Here is a 21,115-nt window from a genome sequence, read left to right on the forward strand (position 1 = left end):
AGTTTTTTTATTGAAAATATTTCTGAAAATATAATCTTTTATTTAAATTATGGTTTAAACTAATCTTATTGTTGTATCTTCCTTCAACTCTTCTTTTAATCGCTTTCTTAAGTTTTCTAATAATAATTCTATGTCCTCATGATTTTTTATAGCCTTTTCATCCTTAACCAATTCCATCACACTAAGTACTTTAGCAATGGTTTCTCTTCCAGTTTCTAAAGTAATTTCATTTAACCACCTTAACTTTAGTTTCTCTCCAAGTTTATACATTGATAATATAACTGGAAAACTCTTTGAACATAGAGTTTTCTTAGTAAGGTTTTCAAAGTCTTCATTAATTTTAGCTTCAAATTCATTATAGAAATCATAGCCCTTCAAGTTTTCTATAATTTCATCCTTACAAGCTTTAATAAATTCTATTGCTGGAGTTATATCTTTATTTAATAGATCTAACACCCTATTATTATACTTTTCTATAAGTGTTGGTAGCTGAGGAATCCTGTTATATGGCTCTTTCATCCTTAAAATACCATATAGTTCTTCTACTAGTCCTTCTATTTCAGAATCATATATAAATTCCTTATTTTCTTCAAAGGAATTAAGGATGTCTGTAGCCGCATCAAAGATTATTCTCTGCTCTCCTCTTACATTTAAGTCAACTGTATTGTTTTCTTTTCTATAAAAAAATCCCTTTATATTATCAACATAATCTATATAGTCTAGGAATTCTTCTTCTAAATCATAGACATACTTAAAAAATTCTTGGATGTCATCTATATTAAGTAGACCTTCAAATAACTTTTCACCTAGAAATACTATTTCTTTTCCAGGATAATCTTTATTTATTGAATAATTAAAATTCATATCCTTAATTTTCTTAAGTTCTTCTTTGCCTAATTCTTTGAAATACTTCATTAGAAGTTCTTCATCATTAGGTATAGAGCCTCCTCCAAAGAGTTCTTTAATTAACTCCCTAGCTGCATCTATATATTTACTAGGTACCTTTTCTCTACTAATAACTATAACCTTTTCTTCATACTCTCCCTTAACTAGGTAATCTACTATATCATTGCTATTAGAAGACACTACCTCATTAGCATATATAATACTTATATATTGCTTTTTAAATAGCTTCAGGAGTATCCCTTGAATATCTAGGTCCTTCCAACCATAGGGTGGACTTGTAAATCTAGCTAATATGCTTTTCACCGTTAATTTAATACTTCTCATGGTACTAGTTAATATATAATTATTTACTTCCTCCAAGGCTAATTTATTTGCCTCATTATCTTCTATACTTCTTTGACGAGTATCAGCTTCCACTATATTATATAGTTCCCTACTATTATATATAAACTCTGTAATGTAGTTTATTTTGTTAAACCTTGAATCTACAAGGGTTCTTAATCCCTCATTGATTCTACTCACTAAACCTTTTACCTTAATGTTTAAAAGAGAGCCACTTACATATATATCTGACCACCTTAAAGCTTCCTCTATTAAGAATTTAGCCCTTTTTAACCTGAGTTCTCTTTCCTTAGTTTTTTTTATCTTAATATCCTCCATGTGAATAGTTGATATTAGGGTACCTTTAAGCCTTATATAACCCTCTATTTTAAGTATATTTTCAATTTCCTCTATATAATTATCCTGGTTTGATATATCAATTATCACATTATTTTCTCTATCAGATAATTCCTTAAGATAATTTTTACTAACCCCTTCTACTAAATTATAATTAGCAGTTATAATCCTAATTCCTACAGGATTTTTTTTAGACCCTCTTACCTTTTCATCTATTAACTTATTAAAACTAAAAGAATAAATTTTAGAATAGGCAAACTTAGAATTTTCATATATATGTTCAAAAACTATCTCACCTATCCTTTGAGCAATCTCTCCACTATCAATTGTCATATTTTTTATCTCTTTATTTACCTCTTGTTCCTGAATTGTTAAAAATACAAATTCATCACCATTTTTTTCAACCAGAGTTTCTCTGATAAGTTTACTTAATGACTCTTGCACCTGCTCCTTAACTTCTTTCTTTGAGGCTTCTATATTATCTATTAAAAGAGTAGATAAGTTCTCAATATTACCCTTTATTCCCCTAGCATATTTTATAAGGAATAGTAATTTAAGGACTTTAACATCATAGCTATTTAGCTTTTCATTATTTTCAGCATAACCAATAACTGTTCTAATAGAAGGGTCTAAAAAAGTCTCTATAGTATTATAAAAAGCTGAGAATGGAATTAAGGTTCCTATGTTTTTGTCCATATACTCAACTGCCACTTGCTTATACGCTCCCAGTAAACTTCTCTCGCCTTTAGACAAGCTTCTTCCAGCTACTCCATGGCTTCTTATGCCATTAAAAACATGTTGTAATAAGTTAAACTGATAAGGTACAAAGGGATAAACCTGTGCAAAATTATCCATGTCCTTATATAATTTCATGTCCACAGTATCTGTGGTGAAGGTTAAAAGATTTCTAATAAAAGATTCTCTCTCCTCATATAGACTTTGTAGCATCTCCATTGCCTGAGTTTTTTTTCTCAAAATACGTTTTTTAATTACTTCATCCACATTAGCAGAAGATAATGACAATCTTGTATTAAACCTTCCTTGAATCTTAGAAAAGTCATTGCCTTTACCTAAAGTAAACACATCTAAATCCTCTTGAGATGTAACAATAACCCAGCATCTACCTTCACATTTGCTACCTAAATCCTCCACCACTGTCTGAAGATTTAGCATAAGCTGAGTATCTTCTCCTAAATATTGGCCAATTTCATCTATTAAAAATACCACATGATGATTATTTCCCTTTAAATCACAATACTCCCTAACCCTAGAAGAAAACTTATCTATAGTTAAGGAATAATTTTCTTCACATTTACTATACCAGTTTCTTGCAGCATCTTCACTCATCTTAGTAGCCTTTGATAAAGCCTCTATTAAGGCATCCTCTTCATAATAAAAATCTTCCCTACCCTGAGTCCAAGGTTTTCCTGATATATGATGAAACACTTCTTTAAAATCTTCATATACCCCATCTTCAGTCATCTGTCTTTCCATATCAGCAATCCAAGGCATAGATCCACAAAAACCCTGCATTTCATTGAAAACCCTATTAAGTACATTAACAATAGCATCCCTATGGGATTCTGAAGCCCGGTCAGACTTAGAATCTATATTAAAAAGGATAGTATCTGTAGATTGGTTATTTATAAGCTCCATATTCCTTAGGGTAGAATCCTGTAGTTCCTTACTATAAAAATAGTCTAAAGTACTTTTATTTCCTATGGTTTCATTAGATAAAACATAGGATAAAATCTTTAAAAAATGAGATTTACCGCTACCGAAAAATCCTGAAATCCATACTCCAATCCTATCAGTACTATCTAATATGTCTCTGCTGTATGCCTCAAAAAACTCATTAAAATTACTACGTAGCTCATCCGTAATCACGTATTCTTCAAGTTCCTGCTTTATATTCTCCTGGTCACATTGACCTACCTTAATTACACCTTTTATATCTCTATTAATTTCTTTCTCAAATAAATCCTTTAACTTTATGTTCATTTTGTTCCCCCTGGTTACTATTAACTTATTCCTAGACCTAGGTTATAAACAGGCTTTTCACTTAAGCCTTATGTAAACTTGCTTTAATATTATACCATATTACAACTAGCTGTAGACATTAATATAAATCATATACGAATTCTATGGTTAATAATGTAATCTTAAACATTATTTACATACTATATTGCATATGATTTAATATAAGTAAGAGAATATTTCCATATGCTTATGGAAATAGAAAGGGGTACAGCTATAGTTAATAAGAAATAATAAGGGGTGCATAAAATGATAGAAAAGGGATTAAATAATTTTTTTTGGGGATTCTTGTTTATATCTTTAAACTTTAGAATTTGTGGTTTTGATATACTCCCCGATGTAATTGGATTTATACTATTTGCTATGGCATTTAGTCAGCTTAAAGAGCATAGCGAGCATTTTTCAAAGGCTTCAACATTAAATATCTTTACCCTAATACTTTCTATTTTTTCAATATATGAAGTTAAAAACAATAACGGTGGTATCACCTTTGGAATTTTAGGACCATTTGGTATTCTAGTAGGATTAGCTTCCTTAATATTAACCTTATATGTAATATACAATTTATTCATGGGTATGAAAGAAATGCTTAACAATCATGATAAACATATGTTAGCTGAAGAAGCTGATGATAGGTGGAATCAATATAAAGCATTAACTATTGCAAGTATATTAGCTTTTATAGTAATATTTATACCTGTAATAAATATCTTATATGTGTTAGGGTTATTTATTTTTGGTATAGTTTTCTTAGTAAAAACCATGCAATATTTTAGTAGTTGTAAAGATAGCTTTATTACCTCATAAAATTTCTTAATAAAAAAGTATTTGTTAACACCTTGATATCTGTAAACAACTTATATATTTAGTCTTAAAATCATTCACTATTCTTTATAAAGTGTTGAGCATGTAATTTAGTATTATTGCTAGTACATGCTCAATATTTATTAAAATCCTATGATTTTCTTCGCACATTCTTAATTACAAATCCACTTTTAGGTAATGTAGGCATTCTTACTAAACTATAAGTTAAATCTTGATCAGGAGTTTCAAACTCAATTTTGTTAACAAGAAAATCAAGGTATGCTTTCATTATTTCCATAGTGATATTCTCCCCAGGGCAGCGATGTCCCTTAAAGGGATTACCTCCACCTTGAGGTATGAAATTAAATAAGTTATCCTCCCATTCCTTAAAACGCTCTGGGCAAAACTCATAGGGTTTATCCCAAATTCTAGAATCGTGATTCGTGCCATATACATCAAGTAATACAAGCATTCCTTCTTTAAATTCATAATTACTCCAATTGAAATCCTTTTTTACTATCCCACCAAGAAAAGGTGTAAATGGATAGTAGCGGCGCACTTCTTGTATGAACATTTCAAGATAATCACTACCACCTTTTAATAGCTTTTCTTTATATTCTGGATGTTTATATAGAGCTAAAGCTGTAAATGTAATAAAAGTTGAAATAGCAACAATGGGTCTTAGTACGTTTATAAGTTCTATTGCTGCCATTTCGTCACTAAGTTCTTTACCATGAAGATCTTTATGAAAAGCCATTGAATAAAGTGCTGAATCTTCTTCTACCTTTAGCTTGTAAGATCGTACATCTTTTATTATACCAACTATCCACTCTTCAGATTTGTTTCTTGCAATTCTGCCTTTCCAGTGACGTGGTCCAACTGCTCCAAATGCATCAACCATTGCACTAAAATCCTCAGCTCTCTCTTTAACATCAGATTCTATTAGCGGAACTCCAGCCCACTTGCATGCAACTCTACATAAAATCTCTTTAGATTCTTGAAAAAGTATGACTTCATCATTGACTTTCCACTTATCAATACTAGCTTCCAAATCCTCTGATACAAGTTTTGCTAATTGTTCCCCATGAAATGGTGTCATTAAGGCCATGAAAAGTTTCTTTCTATGAAGATGTTCTTCTCCATCCATTGTTTGAATGGCATTCATACCAAATAATGTTTTTTGGATTCGTTTGGGTAATGCATTATTTTTTTTAAATCGTTCTTGGTCATAAAATATTTTTGCTCCTTCTCCCCCACTAATGCAAATAACTTTTTTCCCTAATAGTCGAGTCTCAAAAATATTAGTCTTAAACTGGTCCATTCTATTCTTTATAAACATATATCCTTCCCGAGATAAATTAAAAAAACTCTCTATATCTTTATCTTTTTTATCAACTTCATCTATTATCATCTACTATCTACCCCTTTCTATCCACCTATATTTCCCACACTATCTAAAAATATTCGTGAAACTCAAATTCAATAGATTTTTATTTAAAAATTATAAAGCCAATGCTTAATTTAAAATCATAAGCACTGGCTTTTTACTATAACTATTAGTGTACATTAAAGATAAATATAAAGATATACACCTATGTAGTTTGGGTGGGTATCTTTATATATTCCTATTCATTTATTTCTTCTGAAATATGAGTTTTCTTTCTATATTCTTTTGTAGCTAAAAATGGCAAATAAATAATACTAAAAATCACAAAGGACAAAAGAACATCTTGCCACCTAATAACAGTATTTGAACCATCTGCACCAAAGAGTAGAAAACCAAGATTATTGTTTAAATAATGTATCATGGACACAGCCCAAATATTTTCCGTCTTAAGATATACATAGCCAAAGAAAACAGAGTAACATATACAAACTATAAGCTGAGTAACTATGCTATAAAAAGAGGTCTCTGGACTATAATAAAATAAATTTATTGGGAAATGCCAAAGTCCCCAAATTACTCCAAGTAAAAGTACACCCCATCTTTTACCAAACTTGTCCTGAAGTACTGGTTGTAAGAAATACCTCCATCCGTATTCCTCTCCAAAGAAAAGAAAATAAGTAAATAAAAAATTTAATGGTAAAAGCAGAAGTAATTTAAAAATAGTCGGATACTTAAGGTATGTAAAAAAATCATCAAGGGATCCACTTATAGCACAGGATATTAAATTTGCTAATAAGTAAAGTACAACAAAAATAAGAATATAGAATAATGATTTCTTACCATTCTTTTTTATGCTAAGTCCAAACTCTTCCCTGGTTTTGCTATCTTCAATACCTAGCATAATAAGTCCCAGAAAACTTCCTGCTGTGACTAATATTCCAGCTACAATCTCTGGCTCACCATATCCAGTAAAGGTCTGTATAGAAAGTATAATTACTGATACCATTGAGAAAATCAAAAATACTCCAAAAAACTTTTTAGGTGCCCTTGTTCTTATTTCCTTGTTACATAAGAATGCAAACATAACTCCCATGGATGGGTAATACATTTGTACGAGGGGAAATGCACCTACAGCCCCTTTAGAATATGCAAAAGCCATTAAAAATCCCATTAATGCTGTCATTCCAAAACATACTATAAAGAATATAATAACAGTACCTTTGCCACTGTGTTGCTTATCCAAATTGTCCATAAATACTCTCCTTATATTTATTACTGTTATACTAAGACAAGTTATATGAATATTTATGTAATTTCATTATATAACTAAGTTTTTACCTCATATAACTAAGTTGCTACCTTAAAATATAATAAATAAAAAACATAAATATTCAACAATTTCATTATATCAAAATTACTAAATATATACAAATCATGGTATTTACGTTAAATTAAAGTAAAACATCAAAGGATTAATTTACCATAAAAAAATATATTGTACATTAAACTAAAATATGATATTATAATCTCACACCAAGGAAATGACTAATAAATAAAAAGTTAAATTTCTGGAATATGCGTTAAGCTCTTATTTTGAACCTACATTTAATTTTAGGGAGTTCAATATTTAAATGAGGAAATGTACCTTCTTGTGAGTCCTTTTCACGGCATTGAGGGCGATTGAGACATCTGTGAGGACACCCACCTATCGTGAGATAGGCTTCAAAATTAGAGTACCGGTATTTTGGATTTTATATTAAAATTTAAGCCAAGCTTATAGTCTTAAGCATTGGCTTTTTGTTTTATCCGATGAATATCAGCTCTAATACTTCCATCTTCTTCAAAATGGTAGTAAAGAGAAGTTACGTCCCTAGATAACGATTTCTACAACTTTCCACTAATCTAATTACAGTTACCCATAGGTATTAATTTAAACTTACCCACAATTCCATAGCTTCATCACGCTTACTACTTAACTCTTCTTTTTTGCAGTATAACTTATTAAGATTTTCATAATCCAACTTTTCATCAGTCATGGCAACATCAATATCCTTTATTTCATTTTCAAGGACTTCAATGATTCTTTCAACCTTAGCCTTTTCCACTTCCTTCTGTTTATCCTCATCAACCTTTTTAGGTTTCTTAACTTTTTCCTGTTTTATCACTGGCTCTTTGATCTCCTGTAGCTTAAGCTGTTCTTTTACATTTTTATAATAATCATAATTTCCAGGATAGCTTTTAAAACCATTATCTTCAATGGCAATTACTCTTTCACTTATTTTATTAATAAAATATCTATCGTGGGATATGAAAAATATAGTTCCTTTAAAATCTTCTAGAGCTTCTTCGAAGTTTTCTATGGAGTCAATATCAAGATGATTAGTAGGCTCATCCAATATCAATAAATTCACGTCTTCATATAATAGCTTACCTAGTTTTAGTCTTATTCTCTCTCCCCCAGATAAATGCTTTATTTTTTTAAATACACTATTCCCATAAAACATGAATTTTGATAGATATTCACGTGCTTGACCTTCAAGTATTGAAATATCTTCTCTAAAGCACTCTAGTACAGTAAACTCCTCATTTTTAAAGGTGATTTTCTGTGGTAAATATGCAGCCATTACATTAGCACCTAATTCCACTACACCAGAATCTGGCTTTTCTTCATCTAAAAGCATTTTCAAGAAAGTAGTTTTACCACTACCGTTTGGGCCAATTAATGCTGCTCTTTCACCGAAATGAATCAATAAATCTACATCTCTTAAAATAACCTTATCATCAAAAGATTTAGAAAGCCCTTTAGCCTTAATTGTCTCATTACCAGATCGTTCACCATCTTTAAAGTTAAGCTTCATATTCTTTCTTTCAAACTTTGGTTTTTCAGTTCTTACATATTGACCCCTGGTTCGATAAAATTTATCACTTTCAGTATCACTACTTTTCATTTTATCAAGCTTTTTTTGTAGACTAGCAGCTCGTTTAAAGAATTTATTATTATCTACCCTAGCTGCCCAATCCCTTAACTCCTTTATAGCGTTCTGTAGATTCTTAATCTCCTTTTGCTGCTCCTTATATTGGTGAAATTGTTCAAGGATATTCTCTTCTTTTTGCTTTGAAAAATCAGAATAATTTCCTTTATAAGTCTTACTTTCCATATCCTCTATTTCTATAATCTTTGTTACCACATTATCTAAAAAGTATCTATCATGAGATACAATAATTACAATACCATTGTAGCTTTTAAGATAAGCTTCAAGCCATTCAGTTGACTCCATATCCAGATGATTTGTAGGCTCATCTAGTAGTAATATATCTGGGTTATCTATGAGCAGTTTGCCAAGGACAACCGTAGTTTTTTCGCCACCACTTAATAAATTAAATTCTTTATTTAAAAAGCTTTCATCTAATTTTAACCCAGTACAAATCCTACTTAATTTTTCTTCTGTATTGTATCCATCTTTAACTTCATATAATTCAACTAATTGGCTATACTGCTTCAGAGCTTTTTCTAAATTATTATCTTCTAAAAACTTCATTCTATCTTCTAATTCACGCATTTTATTCTCTATGCTATAAACTTCTTCAAAAGCTAATTTTAGAACATCAATAACCTTTATGCCATCTTCATACTTAGGAATTTGCTCAAGGTATGCACAAGTAGCTTCTCTAGGCTTACAAATGAAACCTTCATCATATCCTGGACTTGTAGCTCCCGGATACCCAATACAATAATTCATTGGTAACACTCCTGCTATTAACTTAAGAACAGTACTCTTTCCACTTCCATTAACCCCTACTATACCAACTTTTTCTCCTGAAAAAATCTGAAAGGATATATTTTTAAGAACAAGAGTTGCATCCATATATTTTTTTACACCATTTAATGTTAATTCGAACATAAAAATTCCTTCTTCCATCAATAATTCTAATTATGCATTTCATGGATAGGCACAAAAACACCTTAATTATTATAACTTTTTATTATTTAAAAATAAAAAACTGTAAGAAGATGGTTTCTTCTTACAGTCAGAAATACTCTAATACTATTATAATTTACTTAAATAAGATATAGGTTAAAAACATATTATTATGTTATATATCCCATTATATAACTCTTCAAAGCTTTTTCTCTAATAGTTAAAGCTTATTGAAATATTATAAATTATAGTATTTAATTTCAATAAAGTAAGTTACCTTCTAAATGCCTTATTCCATAAAGAGCACAACAACAAAACCTAAATATAATTAGGTAAATTAAAACTCATTATAAAATATATTAATTATTAAATTAAAATTAATATTAGCAAATAGCTGGTTTCATAACTTACTTCCTCCTCTTGGCGTTTTTTTTTATTATACCATTTTTAATATATTATGTAAATACATTTAAAAACTGTATCAACATAGCTATTTAAATCCACCAATTTAAGACCTATACTATGATTTTCTGTGCATTTTCATGGGTATCATCATATTCTTCTCTAAGTAGTGAACACATATATCTATCAACTAGTTTCCCCTTATTTTTAACACTTTTTCTCATTAATCCTTCTACTTGAAATCCTAAACTGGTTAATAAAGCTAAAGAGCCTGTATTCTCCTTTTGTAAAGTTGCATATATCCTAGCTAACTTTAGTTCCTGAAATGCATACCTAATAAGCATTTGTGCTGCTTCTTTGGTATAACCCTTATTCCAAAATTTTTTTCTTATCCAATATCCAATTTCTCCATTTTCATATTGATAATTAATATTACTTAAGGAAACAACTCCTATAAAGTCATCTGTATTTCTATTGAAAATACCCAGTTCAATGCAAGAATCATCTTTTATAGAATTTAAGTACTTTATATAGCTTTCAGCATCTTCTAAAGTATATGGGTATGGAACTTCATGCATATATCTTGTCTGATCAAAATCATTTATGTTTTCTTGAAGGGTTTTTGCACTAACTTTGGTTGTAAGTGTTTCTAAATAAATTCTTTCACCTATTAACAAAAGCTTTCTCACAACAACTACTCCTTTTAAAATTATATTTTTAGGTAAATTACAACTTTACCTAATTATAACTCAATATATAAAAAGTTCAATGATAATTTTATAGGGTGAATAAAAATTCACCCTATAAGTCACTGTTATTTATTCTAAAAAACTAAGCTTCATTCTTATGAGCTATTTTTTCTTTCGTTCTTTGGTCAATTTCTTTCTTCAGCTCTCTTAAATAAGGAGAGAATTCCACCTTATCCGCACCATAAGTAAATTGCAAGTCATATTCTAGTGGAATCCAAGTACTAATATCCGCCTCGTTATGTTGAATGACTGCTTCTAAATTGTCTAAGGCTTTATAAAGCTTTGCTTCATCAGTCTCAAGTTCATTCATTTCCTTTAAAAGTTCTGTGAATTCCTCACGATAAGGAGTATGGAAGGTTGCGATCCATTGGAAAAACATCTCATCCTCTTTTTCACTATCTTCTTCTTTCTTCTCAAATGTAGGAATATCACCAGTAAAGGCTTCACCTAAATCATGAATCAAACACATACGAATTACCTTGTTCATATCAATCTCTGGAAATTCATCACGCATTAATAATGCCATTAATGCAGTACGCCAGCTATGTTCTGCTACACTTTCATGGCGTCCGCTCGATGTCCATGAGTGCCTAGTATTGCATTTTAGTTTTTCTGCTACTGTTAATATTTCTAGAAATGTTGCTGTATTCATACGAAGGTCCCCCTAGAATTTTTATTTGTGGAATATTATAACAAATACATATAAATAAGACCACGCCTATTTGGCTAAAAGTAAATACATCGAGTTAATTTAAATTATCGATTTCCTAAAATATAATGAAAAGATCTAAAATATGGAACCTTATTAAGGTGTAGTTCACCTTATTTTATTTCCTTCTATTACTAAACCATTCAATTGTTACTTTTTCCACCTCTTTAGGAAGCTTTTTATTATATACCTCATCATATAGCCATGCCAATGTCTTATTATTTAAATATTTTTTCATTTCATCTTCTGCTTCTAACATTACAACTTTTATTAAACAAGGACATTTGGTATGTGTATCTGGCAAATTCTCTTTATCTAATAATATATTTTTTTGTCTAATTTCTGCACATTGAAAAAATGATTCAGTTCCTTCTACTGCTTCAACAACATCCCAAAATGTTATTTCTTCTGCACTACGAGCTAGCGCATAACCACCTTTTACACCTGGTATAGATTTTACAATTCCTGACTTACTTAATTTTGCATATACTTTTGATAAGTAAGTTTCTGAGATACCTTGAAATGTCGCCAAATCCTTTATTCCCACAGATTTACCTTCTTCTAAATTTACCATATATAATAAACAATGTATTGCATATTCTACTCCTACTGAAAATTTCATTTTTCATACTCCTTTGATATATATAGTCTTTTATTAATAATATCCTATTATTTATTCTTCTTCAAGATAATCATGTTCCATTAAATATGTACTCTCTTACAAAATATCTCCATTGACAAAAGGGAAAAAAAATTATATTCTTATTAAGGATAACTATTGTCCACGATAATTCTTATCCATAATCTATAAGAAAGAAGGAATGTGAAATGTTTACAGATAAATTTTTTGAGGTACTAAATCATGAAGGAGTAGTTTCTATTGTTACTTGTGCAAATAATACAGCTCATGTCGTTAATACATGGAACAGTTATTTAATTGTTGTAGAAGAAAATAAAATCTTAATTCCTGCAGCAGCTATGATTAAAACAGAAGAAAATATTAATGCTAACCCTAAAGTTAAATTGACTCTTGGTAGTAAAGAAGTAATGGGATACAAATATATGGGAACTGGATTTTTACTTGAAGGAACCGCCAAATTCCTAAAAGATGGAGATAACTTTAAGAAGATGAAAGAAAAATGCCCATTTCTTACAAGAACATTAGAAGTTACAGTTACCTCATGCAAACAAACACTGTAAAGAATATTAAACTCAATCTGAGAAACTATGCTAAGAAAAATAAGGCCTAGAATTAGTTCTAGGCCTTATTTTTTATATAATTTTACATCTTCTTTCTAACTTCTTAATTCAAAAATAAAAAAATGCTTCATACAAAATATTATCTAATTAAAATTGAACCTTTACCAAAACTAAATACTACCTGGGTTGTCAAATGAGCAATAGCTAACTATTGGCATTTTTTATCAAATAGAAATTAGTGTTTTACACCCTTTTCATAATAAATGCTACCCTCTGTTTGTCAAATATTCTCCTTTACTTTCACATGTAAATAGTTATGTATATACCTAGATGTGTTCTAAATTAGGTAAAAGTATAATTTTTTTTATTTTAATATATCAATTGACTTATAGACAAGATAAGAAAAATATGAAGTAATTAGATTTTAACTTGTCATTTGAAAACCGAGCAATACTGTGAAATAGTTATCTGATATATAGTTTAAAAATATTCTTTTAGTATTAGTTTATTTTAGTCCAAATTAAACACTACACATATAAGTAATCCTATTTCACAAATCGAAAATAATTGAGCACAAAAATAAGTTTTATAGAAATCATCGGACTGTCGTTTTTCAAGTAAATATATAAAAAATATCATTAATGAAAATATAATTCCTATAATTAAACCAAATATGCCTTCATTTTTAAACGAAAACCAAATACCATTTTGTATTCCATATTTTGTAAAATAATAAGCAAATGTCGGAATGGCAATTATATTTGTTGGTATGAATACTTTCAATTTAATAAATTGTGAAATAAAAGCTAAAAAGAATATTGCACCTAGTATAGCAAGGAACAACAAGATATCTTTAAAAGGAAACCCTATAACTTTTCCTGCCTTTTCATTATTACTGCCCAAAACGATTTTCTCACAATAAATTGCTTTATGGGTATGGGTTAGATATCCTATTTTATAAAAATCATATTTACTTACACCAGATGAAAAGAAAAATTCAACCTCTTCTCCTGTAGACAGATAAACATAGTCTGTTGGGTCTTTGCTATAATGTTTTATTTCTACTACTTCCCCAGTGACATAATTTAGTTTTCCAGTTATTAATTGAGGAATATCAAGAAAGTTCGGTTTAAGAAAGTAAATTGTTATGCCCATAACGATTATAAACCAAATAACTTTCCATGGACTAACCTTACTTATATCCCATCTTTTTCTTTTAGAAAAACTTTCTAAATAATTATATCTATGTTTTTCTTTCGTTGCATTTTTTTAATGCCTAAAAGCCAATTAGAATTTAGTGCTATTATAAGTCCTATTATTAACCAGAATATGATTCCAATTATAAAAAAACATGTTTGAAACATCCTCATTCTTTTACCACCTTAAAATTTTCAATATATATTAGGGTTTATTCAATGTATATCGCTCTTATTTAATTGAATAATGTTCGTACTAATTTACAATTTTCATTTATAAATATAGTTATACAAACTTATTGTAACATAATTACAATATTTAGTTTGTTATATTAGAACTATGTTAGTGATAAAAGCTATCTGCCAGCTCTATTCTCTTAAGAATGTCCGTTAAATCGTCTGTATCAACTACATACATCGCACTCTCTTTAACTTTCGGTGAGCTGTTTATTGCGATAGAGCCTCCACAGTATTGAAAAATTGGAATATCTGTTGAACCATCACCTACAGCAATGCATTCTTCGGGTTTAATACTATTGTTACTACAAAAATCTTGTAAACACTCAATTTTTTGTTCCGCCCCAATATAATTAAGGATTTTTCCAGTAAATACTCCTTCAACTACTTCATAATCACTACCATAATAATAATCAAATCCCCAAATATCACATACAACTTTGGCTACTTGCTTTGGACCGACAGTAATAACAATACATTTAATATTTTGTTCATGTAATGCTTCAACTACACTCTTGATATTTTTTAAAGGTTTTGCAATCTCTAAAAAAGATTGAGCGATTTTACGTTCTTCAAGACCTAAAAGCAATTCTGATCTAAGGTAATCTGCTGATATATAGTCAAGCAGTCCTTTTTCTTCCTGTTCTTGAATGAGAGAGTGCTCTTTTTCTTTCCCATTTAAAATGCATGGCAACATAACGGAATGAATTTCTCTAATGAGAGTATCATCCAAGTCAAAACAAACAAGTTTCAAATTTTTCACTCTAAATACACCATCCTAAAATATAAGTTATACAATTGTAAACTTATTATAACATAATTACAATAATATGTATGACTATATATTAAAAAGCACCTCCTTTAAGAGATGCTTTAATTCAGTATCTATTAAAATTATTCATTAATATTGTTATGATATAGCCATACTTATAACTTCTAATTCCCATTGACCATTTTTATAGACCGCTTTATATTTTGGGAAAACTGCTCCTAAGTTGCCAAACCAGGAAGTAGATTCAACCACAGCTTTATTATTCTTAAATTGCTCTACTTTAATTGAAAGCATTGTTCCATTTAAAGTTCTTGACATCATGCCATTGTCATCAAATTCAAAAAGTGATTTATCATCTTTAACATCTTCATACCAATATACATTTTCTGTTAGACTTTTAAGTCCTTCAAGTACATCTTCCTTTGCCTTTTCTTCTATAAGTCCGTCTAATGTGTCTTTTTGTACAGCAATGAAGCCGTTTCCTCCATTCTCTATTTGAAAGGCTGCACTCATAACTGCAACATACAATTTAGCCCGTTTAACTTCTTCTTCAGTGTACTGACTATTATCATTCTGTATTGGGTTAGTAGTCTCCTTACAAATAGAAATATTTGTCTTTGTATGTGATACATATATAGCTACGGCTATAGCTCCAATAATGCATAGAGCTAAAATTCCTATAATAATTTTTTTCATTGATTTGACCCCTTTCATATATCTAATATTTAAACTTATACCATAAATAAATATAAATTATATACGAATTTAAAAGGTCACTAGTTCTCAATAGGTTACAATATAACTTCAAATCTTTTCTTCCGCGTTATTTATATTATTTTTTTCATCTTAATAAACTCAAACTCTCCACCATTTGTTTTTTGCATATATTTCTCTACAAACTGGAAGCCTATGTTCTCATATACTTTTATTGCTCGCTTATTAAATGAGGCAACTGCCAACATAATATAATCTTTCTTATACTCAAATTCTTTTATCCCAAAGTTAATACCAGCAACTACAAATTCAGCCCCGATCCCTCTTCCAGTTAATTCAGGCTTTAGACCAAACCCTATCCACAGAATACCACCTTCAAAGTAGTATGAGTAATAAGCAATTAACTCACATTCATCATTAAGAACTGCGAAATAATGTCCTTCCCAATTATCTTCATTTAGAAATTCTTTTAAATCTTCTTCGTCAGCTATCATGTCATAGAATGAATATACTCCATTATATTTCCAATTATATGCAATCTCATTTGCATATTCTTTATTCATAGGAATAAAAACATAATTCAAAATATCCCCTCCGCCTTTGCAAATTGTTACATATTGTCTTAAAACGGTTAATTTGTAGTTTTAAGACTACAAACTTATTGTAACATAATTACAATAAAGTGTTTGTTCATATATAAAAAGCACCTCATTAAAGAGATGCTTAAGAATCAAATATAATTACCGTTTCTGTATAAAAGCATAATAAATAACTATTTTAAAATCCATTCATATATGCACTCTTGTCGTTCTCCCTCTAGATACAGTTCATTATATGGTGGCAAATCTACTATCTCTTTAAGTTTAAGTCCTGCTTTTTCGCAAGTTTTTCGAGATGGGTAGTTCTCTGGATTGCAAGTTATTATAAGTCTATTCATTCCATGTGCAATGGCTACATCTTTGATAATTTTACAAGCCTTTGAAGCATAATTATTTCCCCTATAGTTTTCTTCAACTCTATAACCAATATGACCACCATAATATAAATTTTCATTATACCCAATTCGTATATCAATAGCACCTATACTATCATCTGAATCATGTAGCGTAATTCTATATTTATATGCAGGTACATAACCTTTTTCCTCATTAGCTGGAGTTTTTTCAACAATTTTTAAATCAATCTCGCCATCAGTTAAGTAATCAAAATCTTTGAACTCAAACATCTATATTCCTCCTTTATTTTAATCAATTTTAGCCTTATGTATTATAAGATTATTAATGTTCCAATCATCAAAATTTCCATTTTTAACTCCAATCACTATAAAATAAGTTCATATTTTTGTACAATAGATACTTATATTTGATTTTATATCCTATATTGTAATATATTTTACAACATATATTAATATATTGTAAAAGAACAATTATATAAGAACGCACGGTTGGTATGTCTCTTGGTTATCATATTATTTATTTCAAATGCGACGTAAAAAACACTGTAAAATTCAAATTTGAATAATACAGTGTTTTAATGAATCGCTCGTCTTTTCAGTTGTTACGTTAAATAAGAATGGTGTAAATTAGTTCACCTCTATCACTTCAATCATTTTGAATTATTTTCTACTGCTGCTACTGCTTCAATTTCTACCAATTGATTTGTATATCCTAATACTGTAACTCCAAATAAGGTGCTTGGAACATCATGATCACCAAACTCTTTTATTATTTTTTCCCATGCAGTTACCAAATCTGACTGATTTTGAGATGCTACAAGAACTCTGGTATATACAACGTCTTCCAAAGTGGCCCCACAGTCCTTCAGTGCTTCCTTCAAATTCTCTACACAAAGTTTTGCCTGAAGCTCATAATCACTCAAATTAGGTACTTCTCCATCTCTATTAATGGGACATGCACCCGCCAAAAATAATAAGTCCATTCCTGAAGGTATACGTCCAGCATAAGCATAATCTACTGGAGCTAAATTTGTAGAATGAATTAATGATATTTTTTTATTCATTTTGACTCTCTCCTTTTGTTCTAATATATACGAGAATAATTAAAAATTCATTTTTAAAATGAATTTTATGTTCAATATCATTTTAAAGCTTCTATATTTTTTATGAAAGATAATAATCGTTTCTATATCATCTTTTATACAAAAGCTACCACCCATTACAAGAGTGGTAGCTTTTTACTAGTTATCTTTTTTATATACAATTTTCTTAATACTACTATGTGAAAGGAAGAATTCTTCAGCAAGATTGCTAATTGATTGCCCACCTATATATTGGTTTAATATCTTTGCATTTCTAGCTTTTATATAATCTCGGCTTTTAGATTTTTCACCCCATCTTTTTCTCTTTTCAGGAGGGGAAGGCACATATATATATTCACCTTGAATATACTTTTGAATTTCTTTAACTAAATCATCTGGTAATATTCTATCAATTCTTACATATTTCATAAAGCTCACTTCCTTAAATTTATTATTTAATTAAGGAAACAAAGCCTGTATATGTATGAATTTATTTATGAAAAGCGACTAAAATCTATCTCTGTGCAAATTGTCGCCCAAACTCATACTTACAGACTTTGCACAGAGTATTTTAAGCATTTTTCTATCCATGAGGTTAATATTCATGATATCACACTCCCTATTTATATTAAGTCAATTATATTATTTATTAAGACGATACGCAATTTTTTACTAATTTAACTTAATTAATGGTAATTATATTATTATATCATATTTACGCTGCCTTATATGGTTATTTTTGTAACAAAAATCAAATATCTTACTTCTTAACACTGTATTATTCAATTCTCAAAGAACATAATTTATTGTCTAGTTCGCATTTTCTACAAATTGCATAATATATTTGAATTACAAAACAAAAATACCGCATATTCATATTGAATAATACGGTATTTTACATACGTTATTTAATTAAATATTTGTTACGCTATTTAAGAATATTGAGATCTAAGAATTAATTTATTGCGCTGTTTTCATTGCTCTCATAGAGTTTAATACTGCAATTAGTGTTACACCTACATCACCAAATACAGCCTCCCACATAGTTCCTAATCCAAGAGCTACAAGTACTAATATTATTGCTTTAATACCTAAAGCAAAGACAATATTTTGCATAACTATTGCTCTTGTTTTCTTAGCTATTTTTATTGCAGATGCAATCTTTGAAGGTTCATCAGTCATTATTACAACGTCAGCAGCTTCTATTGCTGCATCTGAACCGACACCACCCATAGCTATCCCAATATCTGCTCTTGCTAAAACTGGAGCATCATTTATTCCATCACCAACAAATATTAACTTGCCTTTAGAGGATTTTTCTTTATCTAATGCTTCTACTTTTTCAACCTTTTGATCTGGTAATAACTCTGAATATACTTCATCTAACCCTAATTGCTTGGCAACTTTAGTTCCAACAACTTTATTATCTCCTGTAAGCATAACAGTTTTTCTAACACCAATTTCTTTTAAAGCTTTAATTGCCTTAGCTGAATCTTCTTTCACTTCATCTGAGATAACTATATATCCTGCATACTCTTTATTAACAGCAACATGCACTACAGTACCTATTGTTTCAACTTGTGCATAGGATATATTTTCTTTACTCATTAACTTGTAATTACCTGCTAAAACTTCTTTACCTAAAACAGTAGCTTTTATACCATGTCCTGAAATCTCTTCATAATTTTCAATTGATTCATTATCTATTTCCTTACTATATGCTTTAACAATAGAAGTTGCTATTGGATGATTAGAAAAGCTCTCAGCAAAGGCTGCATAAATGATAAGTTCGTCTCTTGATACATTGCCTTGAGGTTGTATTTCTGTCACCTTAAATACACCCTTAGTTAATGTTCCAGTTTTATCAAATACTACAACTTCTACATTATTTAATGCCTCAAGGTAGTTTCCACCTTTAACAAGTATTCCATTTTTTGAAGCTCCACCTATACCACCAAAGAAACCAAGAGGAATAGATACAACTAAAGCACATGGGCAAGATACTACTAAAAAGGCTAATGCTCTATATATCCACTCTGAGAAGGTAGCTCCACTTATAAATAGTGGTGGTAATACAGCTAATGCTAATGCTGAGAAAACCACAGCAGGTGTATAATATCTTGCAAATTTTGTTATAAAGTTTTCTGTGGGAGCTTTTTTACTACTTGCATTTTGAACTAAATCAAGTATCTTAGCAATAGTAGAATCTCCAAATTCTTTTTCTACTTCTATAGTTAATAGTCCATTTTTATTAATAACTCCGCCTAGTACATTATCTCCTATTTCTACCTCTCTAGGAACTGATTCACCAGTAAGTGCAGAAGTATCTACCATAGAAATTCCTTCAATTACTTTACCATCTAGAGGAACCTTTTCCCCAGGTCTTACAACTATAATATCACCTATATTAACCTCTTCTGGTGATACCTTTTTAATATCACTACCAATTTTTAAGTTCGCAAAATCCGGCCTTATATCCATTAATTCTGCTATGGATTTTCTTGAGCGATTTACAGCCATACCTTGGAATATTTCACCTAATTGATAGAATAGCATAACTGCCACACCTTCTGGGAACTCACCAATAGCAAAAGCTCCTATAGTAGCTATACTCATAAGGAAGTTTTCATCAAAAATTTGACCTCCTCTAATATTTTTCAATGCTCTTAACACAACTTCTCCACCAACAAGGAGATAACTAACTAAAAACAATGATAACTCAACATAAAAATTAAATTTAAAAGCTGTAGCAATGGCAAAAATTGCTGCGCCAACTCCAAGTCTTACAAATTCCTTTTTGCTATTTTCATGCTCATGCTCATGATTATGATCATGGGATCTTTGCTTTCTGTTCTGATTTCCTTCTTCAGCATATACTTTTACATCAGGTTCAATCCTTTTAACAATTTGTTTAACTGATTCAATAATATTATCTTTATCGCTATTGTTTTCCACTTCTAGAATAAGTTTTTGAGCTACAAAATCAACTACAGCACTACTAACATTAGTAATATTTTGAGATTCTTTTTCAATTTTTGATGCGCAATTTGCACAGCATAACCCCTCAAGAATTATCACTAATTTGTTTGACTTTCCTACAGACTTTTCTTTAACTTTTACATGTGATTCTATTTTGTTTATTGACTCTATAGATGAAGCAATTAACTCATTAACTTTACTTATTTCTTCTAACTCCATAGTTAAAGTTTTAGTGACAAAATTTACTGATGCATTGGCAATTCCATCAATACTATTTAGTTTTGTCTCTATTTTTGATGCACAATGTGCGCAGTCTAACCCTTCCAAAATGAATTGCTTTCTTACTTTTCCAGGGTTTTTCTTTGTCGTTGTTCTCAATTCCATAATA

At 29.7% G+C, this 21,115-nt stretch carries 18 protein-coding genes and 1 other RNA gene; 3 read left to right on the forward strand and 16 right to left on the reverse strand.

What is annotated here, in order from left to right; translation table 11 throughout:
- Positions 1-54 precede the first annotated feature (54 nt).
- The gene (gene brxC / locus B2S02_RS01665; RefSeq protein ID WP_346920171.1) at positions 55-3,585 is read right to left on the reverse strand and encodes a BREX system P-loop protein BrxC; all 3,531 of its coding nucleotides are present in this window, start codon (positions 3,583-3,585) and stop codon (positions 55-57) included.
- 285 nt (positions 3,586-3,870) lie between these two features.
- Here brxC and B2S02_RS01670 point away from each other — a divergent pair, with 285 nt between their 5' ends.
- Positions 3,871-4,428: a hypothetical protein gene (locus B2S02_RS01670; RefSeq protein WP_346848209.1), complete on the forward strand. Its 558-nt coding sequence runs from the start codon at positions 3,871-3,873 to the stop codon at positions 4,426-4,428.
- Between the two features lie 148 nt (positions 4,429-4,576).
- On the opposite strand, the gene B2S02_RS01675 is transcribed toward B2S02_RS01670, so the two are convergent.
- Together B2S02_RS01675 and B2S02_RS01680 are read right to left on the reverse strand one after the other, a co-directional pair.
- Positions 4,577-5,836 carry a cytochrome P450 gene (locus B2S02_RS01675; protein ID WP_346848210.1) on the reverse strand — a complete coding sequence of 420 codons (1,260 nt, stop codon included), beginning with the start codon at positions 5,834-5,836 and terminating at the stop codon, positions 4,577-4,579.
- 214 nt (positions 5,837-6,050) lie between these two features.
- Positions 6,051-7,064 carry a type II CAAX endopeptidase family protein gene (locus B2S02_RS01680; protein ID WP_346846894.1) on the reverse strand — a complete coding sequence of 338 codons (1,014 nt, stop codon included), beginning with the start codon at positions 7,062-7,064 and terminating at the stop codon, positions 6,051-6,053.
- A 310-nt stretch (positions 7,065-7,374) separates the two neighbouring features.
- Between B2S02_RS01680 and ssrS the strand changes: the two genes are divergently transcribed.
- Positions 7,375-7,567: non-coding RNA, 6S RNA (ssrS, locus tag B2S02_RS01685), on the forward strand.
- A gap of 170 nt (positions 7,568-7,737) precedes the next feature.
- Here ssrS and abc-f read toward each other — a convergent pair.
- From abc-f to B2S02_RS01705, 4 genes are all read right to left on the reverse strand, one after another.
- Positions 7,738-9,714 (reverse strand): ribosomal protection-like ABC-F family protein, encoded by a 1,977-nt coding sequence (gene abc-f / locus B2S02_RS01690; protein ID WP_346920172.1) that lies wholly within the window; start codon positions 9,712-9,714, stop codon positions 7,738-7,740.
- Between the two features lie 533 nt (positions 9,715-10,247).
- Entirely contained in the window at positions 10,248-10,823 is a 576-nt protein-coding gene (locus B2S02_RS01695; protein ID WP_346878846.1) for a GNAT family N-acetyltransferase, read from the reverse strand.
- 142 nt (positions 10,824-10,965) lie between these two features.
- Positions 10,966-11,535 (reverse strand): HD domain-containing protein, encoded by a 570-nt coding sequence (locus tag B2S02_RS01700; RefSeq protein ID WP_346920173.1) that lies wholly within the window; start codon positions 11,533-11,535, stop codon positions 10,966-10,968.
- 175 nt (positions 11,536-11,710) lie between these two features.
- Positions 11,711-12,214: an Rrf2 family transcriptional regulator gene (locus B2S02_RS01705; RefSeq protein ID WP_346876717.1), complete on the reverse strand. Its 504-nt coding sequence runs from the start codon at positions 12,212-12,214 to the stop codon at positions 11,711-11,713.
- 206 nt (positions 12,215-12,420) lie between these two features.
- Between B2S02_RS01705 and B2S02_RS01710 the strand changes: the two genes are divergently transcribed.
- Positions 12,421-12,792 carry a pyridoxamine 5'-phosphate oxidase family protein gene (locus B2S02_RS01710; protein WP_346920174.1) on the forward strand — a complete coding sequence of 124 codons (372 nt, stop codon included), beginning with the start codon at positions 12,421-12,423 and terminating at the stop codon, positions 12,790-12,792.
- Between the two features lie 510 nt (positions 12,793-13,302).
- Here B2S02_RS01710 and B2S02_RS01715 read toward each other — a convergent pair.
- The 9 genes from B2S02_RS01715 to B2S02_RS01755 all read right to left on the reverse strand — a co-directional run bounded on the left by B2S02_RS01715 (position 13,303) and on the right by B2S02_RS01755 (position 21,111).
- A complete protein-coding gene (locus B2S02_RS01715; protein WP_346878848.1) occupies positions 13,303-13,947 on the reverse strand; it encodes a hypothetical protein in 645 nt (214 codons plus the stop codon).
- A 74-nt stretch (positions 13,948-14,021) separates the two neighbouring features.
- A complete protein-coding gene (locus B2S02_RS01720) occupies positions 14,022-14,162 on the reverse strand; it encodes a hypothetical protein (RefSeq protein WP_346878849.1) in 141 nt (46 codons plus the stop codon).
- Between the two features lie 169 nt (positions 14,163-14,331).
- The gene (locus tag B2S02_RS01725; protein WP_346846887.1) at positions 14,332-14,988 is read right to left on the reverse strand and encodes an HAD family phosphatase; all 657 of its coding nucleotides are present in this window, start codon (positions 14,986-14,988) and stop codon (positions 14,332-14,334) included.
- 147 nt (positions 14,989-15,135) lie between these two features.
- Positions 15,136-15,693: a hypothetical protein gene (locus B2S02_RS01730; RefSeq protein WP_346920175.1), complete on the reverse strand. Its 558-nt coding sequence runs from the start codon at positions 15,691-15,693 to the stop codon at positions 15,136-15,138.
- A 131-nt stretch (positions 15,694-15,824) separates the two neighbouring features.
- Complete coding sequence (locus B2S02_RS01735) at positions 15,825-16,274, reverse strand: GNAT family N-acetyltransferase (protein ID WP_346920176.1); 450 nt, start codon at positions 16,272-16,274, stop codon at positions 15,825-15,827.
- Positions 16,275-16,483: 209 nt separating this feature from the next.
- Positions 16,484-16,936, reverse strand: a complete 453-nt coding sequence (locus B2S02_RS01740) for a GNAT family N-acetyltransferase (protein ID WP_346876723.1) — start codon at positions 16,934-16,936, stop codon at positions 16,484-16,486.
- A gap of 380 nt (positions 16,937-17,316) precedes the next feature.
- The gene (locus tag B2S02_RS01745) at positions 17,317-17,730 is read right to left on the reverse strand and encodes a RidA family protein (RefSeq protein WP_346846883.1); all 414 of its coding nucleotides are present in this window, start codon (positions 17,728-17,730) and stop codon (positions 17,317-17,319) included.
- Between the two features lie 177 nt (positions 17,731-17,907).
- Positions 17,908-18,177 carry a CD3324 family protein gene (locus tag B2S02_RS01750; RefSeq protein WP_346876724.1) on the reverse strand — a complete coding sequence of 90 codons (270 nt, stop codon included), beginning with the start codon at positions 18,175-18,177 and terminating at the stop codon, positions 17,908-17,910.
- 531 nt (positions 18,178-18,708) lie between these two features.
- Entirely contained in the window at positions 18,709-21,111 is a 2,403-nt protein-coding gene (locus tag B2S02_RS01755) for a heavy metal translocating P-type ATPase (RefSeq protein WP_346920277.1), read from the reverse strand.
- Positions 21,112-21,115 lie beyond the last annotated feature (4 nt).

Origin of the sequence: Clostridium sp. UBA7339 (assembly GCF_002470865.1) — a bacterium.
In the GTDB taxonomy this organism is placed as follows: Bacteria; Bacillota; Clostridia; order Clostridiales; family Clostridiaceae; genus Clostridium_J; species Clostridium_J sulfidigenes.